This is a genomic window from Aurantimonas marina, assembly GCF_017183135.1.
Taxonomy (GTDB): Bacteria; Pseudomonadota; Alphaproteobacteria; order Rhizobiales; family Rhizobiaceae; genus Aurantimonas; species Aurantimonas marina.
In genome coordinates, this window is sequence record NZ_JADDXW010000012.1 from 1 (window position 1) to 13,107 (window position 13,107).

Genomic DNA, 13,107 nt, shown 5'->3' on the forward strand with positions numbered 1-13,107 from the left:
CAACCCGGTCAGCGAATAAAGACCGCCTCCATCGGTATTCATCCCATGCGCCAGCGCTACGGCGGCAAAGACCCGCGAATCCGAGGGCCGCGGCGATGACAAATGCTGTCCTCCTCACGGTGATTATCCTCGGTGTCGTGCTTCAAGGGCGCGCTCCCAACCCTTTGGACATAAAGACGCACGGCCCCGACCGACGTTACACCGGCGCGTTCCCTCACAATGGACTGGTTATCGTCCAGACCCGGTTGACCTACTATGGCAGTAATGGCCTGCCGAGCGAGGCTCAAGCAAACAGCAACGGACATTCGCGGGCGCATTTGTTGCGCAGTATGATGTGGATCAGATGCAGCGTCCCGAGCCCCGCCAGAAGGTAGAAGGCAGAAGGCAGAAGAATGAGATATAGGCACAGCGCAGGAACCAGATGTCCACGGTCACGCGGCGATGATGGTCAGACCGAAATAGCGCATGTGCAGATAGCGCGACAGGAGCGGTGGCGCGATGATCAGAAAAAGATAGATTAGATAGGTGACCCAGCGCGGCATCATGTAGTCGAGCAGCATGGTCCCCTCGTAGGCCTGGACTTGCTCCGACAAAGTGGAGAGCGTTTTCAGTTTATGCGGCCAGCCTCGAATTGAAGCGGGCTGATGAAGTTGAGCGCCGAATGGCGCCGAACGGGATTGTAGAAGCCGTCGATGTAGCGACCGATTGCGTTGGTCGTCTCTGCCCGGCTCTGGAAGACGGTGCGCCAGACGTGTTCGGCCTTCATCGTCTTGAAGAAGGTCTCGACCATCGCATTGTCGAAGCAATTTCCCTTCCCCGACATCGAGATCAGGATCCCGTGCTTCCTCACCTCAGCCTGGTAATCGATGGCGCAGTATTGGCTGCCGCGGTCCGCATGGTGGATGAGACCGGCGGCGGGACGCCGCACGGTGACGGCTCGGCGCTGGGCTGACAATGCCAGTTCCTTGTGAAGCCAATCGCTGGTTGCCCATCCGACGGCGATCCAATGGTCGTATCGTTTCGTCGGAGTGATTCCCATCTTTGGTCTCACGATGGGCGCCGGCGCGAACCGCAGCAGACGTGATCGACCGTCCGCGCGTTGCGGCCGCGTCCGCATCGCCGAGCACCAAGGCCTGTGGCCATCCTCTGATCGTTCTCGGCCCGCTTTTTTGCGAAGCGTCAGGTGGTTTTGATCAAGATCAAAGTGCCCCCGCACGCCTCTCCTATGATTGACCCGAAATTGGCGCTGGGAATGCTTTTCCGGAAGACGGGCCGGACAATCGCTGAAGTACCGATCCGAAGGGCCTGAAGTGGCATTGGCAACGTTTCTCCCGGCGCAGCACAAATCATCAGGAGAGGCACTGGGCGATGTATACGGCTTGTCACCAAACCCTCGCGCCCGAATCGAGACCGGTCAACCTGGCCGTTACGACGGCCCTCACCGAGCACCGGAGCGAATTTCTGCGGTTCCTCGTGCGCCGCCTCGGCGACCGGGATACGGCGGAAGATGTGCTTCAGGGCTTCTGCCTGCGCGTTGTCGCCAACGGCGGCAACCTCAGGAAAAGCGAAAGCGTGGTGGCCTGGCTGTATACGGTACTGCGATCGGTGCTGACGGATCACTACCGGCGAGAGGCCGCGCGGCGGCGGCGGGAAGCCAGCTACGTGGACGAGCGGGTTGCGCTGGACGAAAACCCCGACGCCGTCGAACCCGAGGAAAGCCCCTGCGGTTGCCTTGATAAACTCGTCCCCACGTTGCGGCCGGACTATGCGGAAATTTTGCAACGGGTCGATTTGTCGGACGAGCCACGCGAAAAGACCGTGGCCAAGCTCGGCCTTACACAGGGAAACGCCAGAGTTCGGCTGCATCGCGCACGTCAGGCGCTGCGAGAAGCGATGCGGGAGTGCTGTGGCAGCTGTTGCGAACGTGGTTTCCACGACTGCACGTGCGGCAACGGTCACCACCTGATCAGCGCGGAGGCAGACCAAGCCGCTTTTTCCTACCCGTAGGGCACGCTAATCGCCGGTGTCCGTCGTCCGAACATTTGGCGCGGATTTTCGGCATCGAACTGAGAAGCCACGGCCTCGTCTGGGGATTGCTTCTTAAGCGGCGATCCCGCGGTGCTGCAAGCGCCGATGTTCGATGGCCTTCCGCTTGATCCTTTCGCGCTGGTTGATGATGATTTCGGCTCTGCCGAAGTAGGCGCCGGCCAAGGTCACGTTGCCCAGGATCTCGTGGTAGCGCTGGTGATTGTAGTGCTCGACGAAAGCCTCTATCTGTCCCTCGCGGTCGGCCGGCAGAAAGTCGTTCTCGAGAACGACCTGGTTCTTCAACGTCTGATGCCAGCGCTCGTTTCCGGGCTTACGCTGTCCACTCGGGCCGGCGTCGCCGACCAGATGTCGTCCAGGTTCGCACTCAGAATGCCGCTCCGACAGCGCCTTCTTCAGCTCATCGCCAAGACCGTCCTTCGCGAACAGATCTTGTGAATCACGGCCGGCCAGAAGCCGGTCCAGAAGTTCCTTCTCGATCGCCATGTGATGCTCCCTTCAGTTCCATCATCATGGCCTCGCACACAAGATTTCTGACAGTCTCTCGGCACCTGTGCAGCCCTCGCGTTGAGACTCGCGGCAAGATAGCGCGCTTCCCAGGTTCGCAGGCTCAATCTTACATGATTCGTCCCAATTCGCAGCGCAAGGCCTTTCGGCAAGCGCTTGCGCCAGTAATAGACGGCCCCTCGCCGCTCGAGATTGGCTCCGATCGCCATGATCGACACTCCGTGTCCCACGGTTGTGTCGCAGTCCTGTGTCCCAGTTGCGGAAAAAGCTCCCCAGCTGAGTAGGCATCAAGCGATTTCAAAGAGTTAGACGATCTGGCTGGGGCGGCAGGATTCGAACCTGCGAATGGCGGCACCAAAAGCCGCTGCCTTACCACTTGGCGACGCCCCAAAAGCTCCGTGTCCGCTGGCTCTCATAGCCGCTGGCTGGCCGTCATGCAACGACCCCAGGCGCCGTGGCGCCCCCAATTTCACGCCGAGCGCCGCGGCCGCCTTGCATCACTCCCTGCGCGCCCGATGTTACGGACCGAACAGGCGATGGGATGACGAGATGGCAAAGAACACGCGACCCCAACTCTCCAAACGGGCCAACGCGGGGAAGCAGGTGGACCTGCCGCTTGATCGCGGGCGGGCGGCGACGGTCGACCTGTTCTTCACCCATCAAGACCGGCTGATCCATGTCGACGATCCGATCTGGCAGGACGTGTCGGCCCTCGCGGTGACCGGCCGCTCGATCTTCTGCACCTGTGACGAGACCTCGACCATCGAACGCGTGCTGTTCGATCCGCAAACGGGCAAGGCCGGCGAGCACACGCACTTCGTCCTCGGCGAGACGTTCGACCTGCCGGAGGGTCCGGCCGGTGAAATGGACATCGAGGGGCTGGCGGTCGCCGACGGCTATCTGTGGATATGCGGATCCCATTCGTTGAAACGCGATGATCCCGGCGATGACGGTCTCGACGACATGGAGGACATCGACTGGGACGCCAATCGCGGCTTTCTCGGCAAGGTACCGCTGCTCGACCGCGGCAACGGCGTTTACGACCTCGTTGCGTCCATCGACCCGCTCGACGAGGCTCCTGCCCGCGCCGCCCGGATGATGCCGATGAAGAAATCGCGCAAGACGCCGCTCCGCAAGATGCTCGCGAAGGACCGGCTGATCGGCCCGTTCATGGATCACCCCTGCAAGGAGAACGGCTTTGACATCGAAGGGCTTGCGGTGACCGGTAATACCGTCCTCCTGGGGCTTCGCGGTCCGGTCCTCGGCGGCTATGCCCTGATCGTCCGCATGGAGATGAAGGACGTCAAAAGCGGGCACTTGAAGCCGCGAAAACTCGAAGGCGACGAACGCTACGCAATCCAGGCAATCGATCTCAATGGCCAGGGCATTCGCGACATGCACTGGCAGGACGGGCGGCTGTTGATCCTGTCCGGTGCCACGACCGATCTGGAAGCCCTGCAATCGGTCTTCGCCATCGAGGATTACGACCCCGAGCGCCCTGTCTACCGAGCGGGCGCCATGACCCGGGTGCTCGACCTGCCGGCGATTCGCGGATCCGACCATGCCGAGGGGATCGCGCCGATCGAGATCGACGGGGTGGCGAAACTTCTCGTCGCCTATGATTCTCCGCATGAGGACCGCACGGACGCCAAGTCCCAGCGCCTGACCACCGACATGTTCGATCTTGCCTCGGCGCGATCGGCGTCGGCGAAGCGGCGCGCCGCGGGCGGCAAAGGCCAAGCGGACCGGTGACCGATTTCGATACCGCCTTCGACCCGGCTTACGGAAACGCCGTTCCCCTCGGCGAAACCATCCAGCGCGTCACCGCGTGCAATCCGAGCCCGTTCACCTTTCATGGCACCAACAGCTATGTCGTGGGCGACGATCGTTCATTCGTCGTCGACCCGGGGCCCGACGACCCGGCGCATCTGGACGCGCTGCTCGTTGCGATCGACGGCCGGCCGGTCGACGCGATCCTGTTGACCCATACCCACCGCGACCACACCGGCCTGGTCGACCGGCTGAGGGACATCACAGGCGCGCCGCTTCTCGGCGGCGGGCCGCACCGCCCGATGCGCCCGCTGCTGGCCGGCGAAGCATCTCGGATCGAGGCCGCCGGCGATGCGTCCCTCGTCTTCGACCGGACGCTTGCGGACGACGAAACGCTGGTCCTCGGTGGCACGCCCGTTACCGTGATCGCCACCCCCGGCCACTGTGCCAACCATCTGGCCTTTGCAGTCGGCGAGGATGGGACGGTACTGTCCGGCGATCACGTCATGGCCTGGTCGACGACGATCGTCGCGCCGCCGGACGGCGCCATGCGAGACTACATGAATTCGCTCGATCGCCTGCTCGCTCGCGACGACTCGCGCTATCTGCCCGGCCACGGCGGCGCGGTCGAACGGCCGAAGGCCTTCGTGCGGGCCCTCATCGGCCATCGCCGTATGCGCGAGAATGCGATTCTAACGCGGCTTCGCGCCGGCGACCGGACGATCCCGACGATCGTCGCGGCGATTTATCGCGGCACCGATCCGAAGTTGCACGGCGCTGCGGGATTGTCGGTGCTGGCCCATCTGGAGGATCTTGCCGAGCGCGGCCTGGTCTCGGCCGACGGCCCGCCGACGCTCGGCACCCGCTTCGCACCCGCTTGACGGCGACAGGCAGCACCGGGAAACGACGGGATCAGCTGCCTGTCTCGACCGTCTCCAGCCCGGACATCGCCGTGTCGAGATCTTCGAGGAATCGCTCGATAAAACGGCGATTCTGGCCAAAGTCGATATCGATCGAGCGTGAGACCGATTGCAGATCGACGAAGCTCTCGTCGCCATCCTGGACGATGCGGATGCTGATATCGCTCGGCAGGGCGAACAGAAGATCGCGGGCGATGGCGGTGATCCGGTATTGTTCGCTATCCGGCCGGTCGAGCGGATCGGAAGCGGCCTCGGCATCGATTCCCGCGCGTGCCGTCGGGATCGGGATGTCGCCCGCCCCACTGACGCCGAGGTCCCCGCCGGCAAGTTCCGGCGCCGCGACGACGGCAATGGCCGGACCTTCGGCGACGACGCCGCCGACCTGCCAGCCCAGATCATCCAGCACCACACGCGCGGCGGCGTAAACTCGCGGCGCGGCGGCGACGAAGCGACGCCCCGGAACCACGCTCGGCTCTACCAGGGCCGCCTCGGGCGCGACCGCAACCGGCGCGTCGGCGGGCATTTCGGCCTCGACCGTCGATGGGAGGCCCTCAGGGTCCATGCCGTCCGTATAAGCGGCGTTGGTGCTCGGATTCACGGCGGCGAGGTAGGCCGTGTAGGCAAAGGGAGCGAGCACGACACTCGCCAGCACGAAGGCCCCGAGCGCCGCGGCGCCGCCAGCGATGCCCTGGAACCAGACCCGAACGAGCCCGTAGAGGGAGATCAGCAGCGCCAGCGTGGCGATGCCGGCGGTGAAGAGGAGAAGCCCGATCAAGGCCTGCGGCACGATCGCCCCGAGCCTGAAGATGACGAGCGACGTGACCAACAAAATCAGCGCGAACGCCGCCAGCCTGCGGGCAAACCCCGCCAGCCGCAGCCGTTTGCGAAGATAATGCCCCGACACCGGGAGCCGTCCGTAAATCGAACTCATGGGCGATCCTCAAAAGCCACGACCCGGCTCGTCCGAGTCGCGGATATATCAGGCCGAGGGCAAGCGATAGTCACGAAACTGGTCCCTGAGCGTCGTCTTCTGGATCTTGCCGGTAGCCGTGTGAGGAATTTCCGACACGAAGGCGACGTCGTCCGGCATCCACCATTTGGCGATCTTACCCTCCAGAAAGCCGAGAATATCGTCCTTGGAGGGCTCCCGACCCTCCTTGCGAACGATCACGAGCAGCGGTCGCTCGTCCCATTTGGGATGGGCGAGGCCGATCACGGCGGCTTCCGCGACATCGGGATGGCCAACGGCGAGATTTTCCAGATCGATCGTCGAGATCCATTCGCCGCCCGACTTGATGACATCCTTGGCGCGGTCGGTGATCTGCATATAGCCGTGCTCGTCCATATGGGCGACGTCGCCGGTGTCGAACCAGCCCTCGGCGTCGAACACTTCCGGCCCCGTGTTCTTGTAGTAGCTGCTGGCGACCGACGGGCCGCGCACCTTGAGACGGCCGAAGGTCTTGCCGTCCCACGGCCGCTCGACATTGGCGTCGTCGGTCACCTTCATCTCGACTCCGAAGGGCGGGTGGCCCTGCTTCTGTTCGAGATCGAGCAACGCTTCGCCCTCAAGGTCGGCATATTCCGGCTTAATCGTGCACAGGCTGCCGAGCGGGCTCATCTCGGTCATGCCCCAGGCATGGATGACCTGGACGCCGTAATTGTCCTGGAATTTCTGCGTCACGGCCCGCGGACAGGCGGCGCCGCCGATCACCACCCGTTCAAGGTCGGGCAGTTCACCACCCTCCTTCTCCAGATGCTGCAGCAACATCAGCCAGACCGTCGGCACGGCGGCGCTGAAGGTCACCTTTTCCTCGGTCAGCAACTCGAAAACCGAGGCGCCGTCCATCTTGGCCCCCGGCATCACCATCGCGGATCCGGCCATCGGGCAGGTCAAGGCAAGTCCCCAGCCATTGGCATGAAACAGCGGCACGATCGGCAACAGCCTGTCGCGCGAGGACAGGCCCATCGCATCGGGCTGCTGCGCCATCATCGAATGCAGGACATTCGAGCGGTGGGAATAAAGGACGCCCTTGGGATTGCCGGTGGTGCCGGACGTATAGCACATGCCCGCCGCGGTGTTTTCGTCGAACGCCTTCCAGGCGAAATCGGCGTCCGCCTCGGCCAGCCAATCCTCGTAGCAGACCACGTTGGCCAGTTTCGTCTCCGGCATATGGGCGGCGCCGGTGAGAACGATGATCTTTTCCAGGCTTGGAACCTTCGGCGCGATCGCCTCGATGATCGGCATGAAGGTCAGGTCGACGAAGATGAAGCGATCTTCGGCATCGTTCATGATCCAGGCGATCTGATCGGGGAACAGTCGCGGGTTCAGCGTGTGATAGATCGCGCCGAGGCCGAGGATGCCGTACCAGCATTCGAGGTGGCGCCAGGTATTCCAGGCCAGGGTGGCGACGCGGTCGCCGAGCTTGATACCATCACGCTCCAACCGCTGGGCAAGTTGCAGGGAGCGCGCCCGGACCTCGCGGTAGTTGGTGCGGTGGATCGGTCCCTCGACCGAGCGCGTGACGATTTCACGGCGCGGATGATAGGTCGCGGCGTGATCGATCACCTTCGAGCAAAGCAGCGGCCATTGCTGCATCAAACCCTGCATGTACGTTCCTCCCTGGCGTCGAGGGTCCCTGACGGTTCCCCTTCGCGACGCCAATGTCGACAACGGCCAGGCGTTTGTCCAGCCGTCGCGAGCGCGGCGCCGCCACAGTTCGGCCGCTTGCCGGAGTCAGATTTCGATCCCACGAGAGTAAGGACCAGGAGCGATACGATGCAGGTGGACGCACAGACGGCAATCGGCGCGGGGTCTGGGAACGAGGCTCTCGGCGCGGTCGAGTTCGAACTGGCCCTGGACATGCAGGATCCGACGCGGATCGCCTTCGACGAATGCGTGCGTTCGGCTGCCGCCGTGGTCGGTGGAGAGCTCCTGTTCGACATGCCGTCGGATGGCTCTGTCGAGGATGCATCCCGCATTGCCGCAGTGCGCGTGGCCACCCCTCAGCGCGAGGACATTCTGTTCGCGATATTGAACGAGGCCGGCGACACCATCCGCAATCCGGATCGCGAGGAGATCGGCGAGCGCTTTTATGGCTTCGCCCGCGCCTTCGTGGGCGTCCTAACACGCATTCGCGACGCCATGCCGTTCGGCGGCATGGAAACCGAAGGCTCGGCCTGACGAGCGGCAGTCCCGTCTCGGCCGGACGAGTCGAGGACGGAACCGACCGCCCTTGTGAAAGACGCCGCAGCGACCGAATTCAGGTCGCGCCGGGACCGCTTGCCGAATAATCGATATTTATCCGGCGTGATTGGCACAGCGGGCTTGTCAAACCGTCGCGCGCGCCGCAGTTCTGAATTCTGCCGGGATCTCCTCGCCGACGGACTCTCATGAACGCCTTTCTCACGGACTATTCCTCCTACGTCGCACTGGCGGTGATAGGCGCCGTTTTCGTGGCCTTCGCGCTCGAGCTCTACCCGCCGGAGGTGATCGCGGTCGGCGGCGCCGTGAGCTTCCTCGTGCTCGGCTACCTGGACGCAGACGAACTCGCCTCTGTCTTTTCCAATCCCGCGCCGATAACCATCGCGGCCATGTTCGTGCTGTCGGGCGCGCTGGTGCGAACCGGTACGCTGGAAGGAGCCGCCGGCTGGCTCGTCGCCAGCGTCGAGCGACACCCGCTGATGACCCTTTCCGTCATGGGTCTCGGCGTGATGGTCGCCTCGGCCTTCATGAACAATACACCGGTCGTCATCGTCTTCATTCCGATCATGATGGAGATCGCCAAGAAGCTGGGGGTCGCATCGACGCGGCTGCTGATTCCGCTGTCGTTTCTGACTATTCTCGGCGGCACCTTGTCGCTGATCGGCACGTCGACCAATCTTCTGGTGGACGGCGTCGCACGCAGCGAGGGGATGGAAGCTTTTTCGATCTTCGAGATCACCCCGATCGGCGTCGTCGCTTCGATCACGGGGATAATCTACCTCCTGATCGTCGGACGGTTTCTCCTACCCGACCGCAGTTCGGCCGAAGACGTTTTGGGAGACGACACAGGCAATCTCTATTTCAGCGAGATCGTCGTGCGTGACGGTGCGAGTTCGATCGGCAAGTACCTGAAGGACGCCGCTTCGTTCTCGGCCAGGGGCGTTCGCCCGGTCGCCATCCTGCGCGGCTCGGAGACGCTGCGCCGGGACATCGGGGAGACCGAGATACGCAAGGGCGACCGCATCGTGGTGTTCGCCACGGCGGAAGAACTCCTGACGCTGCATGCGAGCCCGAATTTTCGCATTGCCCGGGTCGCGCCCTCGGCGACCAAGGATGAGGAACGGGTCGTCGTCGAAGCGACCGTCGCGCCGCACCGGCGCGGCATCGGCCGCCGCATCTCCGAATTGACCGGGATTTCCGGGTCCGGCGTCGCGGTTCTCGGCGTCCAGCGCCATCGGCACGTGCCGGGCCCGTCCCTGCAGGACACCAAATTGCGGCCGGCCGACCGGCTGCTGCTCGAAGGACGCCCAGAAGCGCTCGCCCGCATTGCCGAGGCCAACGACCTGATCGGCGTCGACGTCAGCGAAGCCAGGCCGTTCCGCCGCCGCAAGGCTCCTGTCGCGATCGGCGCGCTCCTCGCCGTGGTCGGTGTCGCCGCCTACGGGCTGGCGAGTATCCAGGTGCTGGCCTTCATCGCCATCGCCGCCCTGCTCCTCGTGCGCGTGATAGACGCCGACGAAGCCTGGCGCTCGATCCGAGGCGACATCCTCATCCTGATCTTCGCCATGCTGGCGATCGGTCTGGGCATGCAGAAGTCGGGGGCCGTCGACCTCCTGGTTGGTACGATCGAGCCGCTGCTGCGGGGCGCCTCGCCCTTCATCGTGCTGTTGAGCATCTACGCGATTTCCTCGGTCCTGACCGAGATCGTCACCAACAATGCCGTCGCCGTGGTGGTGACGCCGATCGCGATCAGCCTGGCTGCCGCGCTCGGGCTTGATCCAAGGGCCGCCGTCGTCGCCGTGATGTTCGGCGCCTCGGCATCCTTCGCGACGCCGATCGGCTACCAGACCAACACGCTGGTCTACGCCGCCGGCAACTACCGGTTCTTCGACTTCGTCAAGATCGGCGCGCCGATGAACGTCATCGTCGGTTTCACGACCTGCATTGCGATCTACTTCTACTACGCCTCCTGACGCCGCCCCCGGCCGCGGAGCGAGCGGCCCGCTCGGATCGCCGACTGGGCCGCGGCAAGCCGGGCGATCGGCACGCGAAACGGGGAACAGGACACATAGTCGAGCCCGGTCTGCTCGAAAAAAGCGATCGAGGCGGGATCGCCGCCCTGCTCTCCGCACACGCCGAGCGAAATGTCCGGGCGCGTGCGCCGCGCCTTCTCGACAGCGAGACCGATGAGTTCGCCGACGCCTTCGACATCGATGGTCTGAAACGGATCGCGCTCGATGATCCCCTGACGGACGTAGGTCGAGAGGAAATTGCCGGCGTCGTCGCGCGAGATGCCATAGACGGTCTGGGTCAGATCGTTGGTGCCGAAGGAGAAGAACTCGGCGACCTCGGCGATCGTATCGGCGCGCACGATGGCCCGTGGCAACTCAATCATCGTGCCGACGAGATAGTTGATGCTTCGGCCACGCTCGGCCATGACGAGTTCGGCGACCCGATCGACACGCTCCTTCACGAAGTCGAGCTCCTTGCGCAGGCTGACGAGCGGGACCATGATTTCGGGAACGACCGCATCGCCGGTCTTCTCGCCGGCCTCGACCGCCGCCTCCAGGATGGCGCGGGCCTGCGTCTCGACAATCTCCGGATAGGAGATCGCAAGGCGGCAGCCACGATGGCCGAGCATCGGGTTGAATTCCTCGAGCGCCGCGATCCTGTGCTTTATCACCGCCTCGTCGACGCCGAGCATCGCCGCCGTCTCGGCGATCTCGCCGTCGCTCTTGGGCAGAAACTCGTGCAGCGGCGGATCGAGCAGGCGGATCGTCACCGGCAATCCCGCCATGATCTCGAACAGCTCGATGAAATCGGAGCGCTGGATCGGCAGGAGCTTTTCGAGCGCTGCCCGCCGCCCGCTTTCGTCCGACGACAGGATCATCTCGCGCATCGCGCGGACGCGATCGCCCTCGAAGAACATATGCTCGGTCCGGCACAAGCCGATGCCTTCGGCGCCGAAGGAACGGGCGGAGCGGGCCTCGATCGGTGTATCGGCATTGGCCCGCACCCGCATGCGCCGCGCCCGATCGGCGAATTCCATCAGCGTCGCAAAATCGCCGGTCAGCGAGGGCCGGACCAGCGGCACCGCACCCTCGATGACATCGCCGGTGGAGCCGTCGATGGTGATCCGGTCGCCCTCCCCGAGCACGCGGCCGGCAGCGTGAAGGGTTCCTTTTTGCCCATTGATGCGCAGCGATCCGACCCCGGTCACGCACGGCTTGCCGATGCCGCGGGCGACCACGGCGGCGTGACTGGTCGTGCCGCCGCGAATGGTCAGGACGCCGTCGGCGACATGCATGCCGTGGATATCTTCCGGGTAGGTTTCGTTGCGCACCAGGATCACCGGGCGGTTTTCGTTCGCCAGCGCCTGGGCGCGTTCGGAGGTGAACACGATCTCACCGGTCGCCGCCCCCGGCGACGCTGGCATACCGCGTCCCAGCACGACGAAATCGGCCGAGCGCTCGATGGTCGGATGCAGCAACTGATCCAGCGACGCCGGGTCGATCCGCAGAATTGCTTCCGATTCCTCGATCAGCCCTTCCTTGACGAGTTCGACTGCGACGCGGATCGCCTCCGGCGCCGTCCGCCGGGCGATCCGCGACTGCATCAGGAACAATTCGCCGTCCCCGACCATAAAATCGACCTCTACCGCATCGCCCGCATGGGCTTCGATACGGCGAACGTGACGGGTCAACTCGCACAAATCGGCCGGAAACTCGCGACACTCGCCATTCGCCAACTCCGCCAGGTCGAGGATCGGCGGTTTTTCGCCGATGGCGCTGGACCCGCGAGCGCCCAGTGCGAATTCTCCGGACAGCCGGGATTGCCCGCTGCGCATGTCGCGGGAAACCGCGCGGCCCGTCCCGGAGTGGTAGTTGCGCTCATTGAAGATCATCGCGTGCACGGTCACCGCGAGACCGGCATTTTCGGGAATGCCCTGGATCAGCCGGTGCGACACCGCAAGCGGATTGCGCCAGCTTGCATAGCTCGCGCCCACGACACTGAACAATTGCTCGAGCGGCGTCTGCGGCAGCACCGCGCCGATCTCGCTGTCGAGATGGTCCTGGTAACGCGCGACAAGCGCGCGCCAGTCGGTGGGTGTCTCCGGCTCGACGGTCCAGCCCGCGCGCTCGCGTTCCTCGTCGGCGATCTCCTCGAACTGGGACGGATCGGCGTCGAAGACGAGCGCTGCATAGCTTTCGATGAAGCGCCGGTAGCTGCGATAGGCGAAGGCGGGGTCGTTAAGTTCGCTTGCCAGAACCTCGACGGTCCGGTCATTGAGACCGATATCGAGGACTGTCTCGGCCACGCCCGGCATCTGCGCCCGGGCGCTGCTGCGGACGGCTAGAAGCAACGGGCGTCGATCGCCGTCGAAGCGGCGGTCGGTGACGCCCTCAAGCCACTCGATCGCGGCCCGCAGCTCGGCCCGCAGCGCCTGGGGTAGGCCGTCGTCAGCCCCTTGCGCCTCGCGCCAGACCGACGTCGCGATGGTAAAACCTGGAGGGACGGGCACATCGAGAGAGGCCAGCAGCGCCAGGTTGGCGCCCTTTAGCCCAAGCGCTTCGGCCGCATCGGCGGTGCGATCCGCCGCTCCGCGCCGGAAGGTGAATATCCGTTTGGCCATTGAACGCCGCCGACTGTCTCCCCGGTGAG

9 protein-coding genes, 1 tRNA gene and 3 pseudogenes are annotated in these 13,107 nt (G+C 64.3%); 5 read left to right on the forward strand and 8 right to left on the reverse strand.

What is annotated here, in order from left to right:
* Nucleotides 1-431: 431 nt before the first annotated feature.
* Together ING15_RS13715 and ING15_RS13720 are read right to left on the reverse strand one after the other, a co-directional pair.
* A complete protein-coding gene (locus tag ING15_RS13715; RefSeq protein ID WP_206455400.1) occupies nt 432-593 on the reverse strand; it encodes a hypothetical protein in 162 nt (53 codons plus the stop codon).
* Between the two features lie 14 nt (nt 594-607).
* A pseudogene (locus ING15_RS13720) lies at nt 608-997 on the reverse strand (transposase); the annotation flags it as partial.
* Between the two features lie 371 nt (nt 998-1,368).
* Here ING15_RS13720 and ING15_RS13725 point away from each other — a divergent pair.
* Nucleotides 1,369-2,007: an RNA polymerase sigma factor gene (locus tag ING15_RS13725; protein WP_206455401.1), complete on the forward strand. Its 639-nt coding sequence runs from the start codon at nt 1,369-1,371 to the stop codon at nt 2,005-2,007.
* Nucleotides 2,008-2,100: 93 nt separating this feature from the next.
* On the opposite strand, the pseudogene ING15_RS13730 reads toward ING15_RS13725, so the two are convergent.
* The 3 genes and pseudogenes from ING15_RS13730 to ING15_RS13735 all read right to left on the reverse strand — a co-directional run.
* Nucleotides 2,101-2,349: pseudogene (locus ING15_RS13730) on the reverse strand (integrase core domain-containing protein); the annotation flags it as partial.
* 257 nt (nt 2,350-2,606) lie between these two features.
* A pseudogene (locus ING15_RS19955) lies at nt 2,607-2,762 on the reverse strand (DUF6538 domain-containing protein); the annotation flags it as partial.
* A gap of 106 nt (nt 2,763-2,868) precedes the next feature.
* A tRNA-Gln gene (locus ING15_RS13735) sits at nt 2,869-2,943 on the reverse strand.
* A 159-nt stretch (nt 2,944-3,102) separates the two neighbouring features.
* On the opposite strand from ING15_RS13735, the gene ING15_RS13740 reads away from it, so the two are divergent.
* Both ING15_RS13740 and ING15_RS13745 read left to right on the forward strand, forming a co-directional pair.
* Nucleotides 3,103-4,305 (forward strand): DUF3616 domain-containing protein, encoded by a 1,203-nt coding sequence (locus ING15_RS13740; RefSeq protein WP_206455402.1) that lies wholly within the window; start codon nt 3,103-3,105, stop codon nt 4,303-4,305.
* A complete protein-coding gene (locus tag ING15_RS13745) occupies nt 4,302-5,204 on the forward strand; it encodes an MBL fold metallo-hydrolase (RefSeq protein ID WP_206455403.1) in 903 nt (300 codons plus the stop codon). Before ING15_RS13740 ends, ING15_RS13745 begins: the two co-directional genes overlap by 4 nt.
* Nucleotides 5,205-5,235: 31 nt before the next feature.
* Here the strand turns inward: ING15_RS13745 and ING15_RS13750 are convergent, their stop codons facing one another.
* Together ING15_RS13750 and ING15_RS13755 are read right to left on the reverse strand one after the other, a co-directional pair.
* A complete protein-coding gene (locus ING15_RS13750; protein ID WP_206455404.1) occupies nt 5,236-6,174 on the reverse strand; it encodes a DUF1499 domain-containing protein in 939 nt (312 codons plus the stop codon).
* Nucleotides 6,175-6,222: 48 nt separating this feature from the next.
* On the reverse strand, nt 6,223-7,851 hold the full coding sequence (locus ING15_RS13755; RefSeq protein ID WP_206455405.1) for a fatty-acid--CoA ligase: 1,629 nt from the start codon (nt 7,849-7,851) through the stop codon (nt 6,223-6,225).
* A gap of 168 nt (nt 7,852-8,019) precedes the next feature.
* Here ING15_RS13755 and ING15_RS13760 point away from each other — a divergent pair, with 168 nt between their 5' ends.
* Both ING15_RS13760 and ING15_RS13765 read left to right on the forward strand, forming a co-directional pair.
* Nucleotides 8,020-8,424: a hypothetical protein gene (locus ING15_RS13760; RefSeq protein ID WP_206455406.1), complete on the forward strand. Its 405-nt coding sequence runs from the start codon at nt 8,020-8,022 to the stop codon at nt 8,422-8,424.
* A gap of 209 nt (nt 8,425-8,633) precedes the next feature.
* The gene (locus ING15_RS13765; RefSeq protein ID WP_206455407.1) at nt 8,634-10,418 is read left to right on the forward strand and encodes an SLC13 family permease; all 1,785 of its coding nucleotides are present in this window, start codon (nt 8,634-8,636) and stop codon (nt 10,416-10,418) included.
* Here ING15_RS13765 and ppdK read toward each other — a convergent pair.
* A complete protein-coding gene (gene ppdK / locus ING15_RS13770) occupies nt 10,406-13,078 on the reverse strand; it encodes a pyruvate, phosphate dikinase (protein WP_206455408.1) in 2,673 nt (890 codons plus the stop codon). The two genes, ING15_RS13765 and ppdK, sit on opposite strands and share 13 nt — an antisense overlap.
* Nucleotides 13,079-13,107 lie beyond the last annotated feature (29 nt).

Excerpts from the sequence above, each read along its gene's own strand:
- ING15_RS13725 (WP_206455401.1), top strand. The coding sequence starts at position 1,369 with ATGTATACGGCTTGTCACCAAACCCTCGCGCCCGAATCGAGACCGGTC.
- ING15_RS13740 (WP_206455402.1), top strand. The coding sequence starts at position 3,103 with ATGGCAAAGAACACGCGACCCCAACTCTCCAAACGGGCCAACGCGGGG.
- ING15_RS13750 (WP_206455404.1), bottom strand. The coding sequence starts at position 6,174 with ATGAGTTCGATTTACGGACGGCTCCCGGTGTCGGGGCATTATCTTCGC.
- ING15_RS13755 (WP_206455405.1), bottom strand. The coding sequence starts at position 7,851 with ATGCAGGGTTTGATGCAGCAATGGCCGCTGCTTTGCTCGAAGGTGATC.
- ING15_RS13760 (WP_206455406.1), top strand. The coding sequence starts at position 8,020 with ATGCAGGTGGACGCACAGACGGCAATCGGCGCGGGGTCTGGGAACGAG.
- ING15_RS13765 (WP_206455407.1), top strand. The coding sequence starts at position 8,634 with ATGAACGCCTTTCTCACGGACTATTCCTCCTACGTCGCACTGGCGGTG.
- ppdK (WP_206455408.1), bottom strand. The coding sequence starts at position 13,078 with ATGGCCAAACGGATATTCACCTTCCGGCGCGGAGCGGCGGATCGCACC.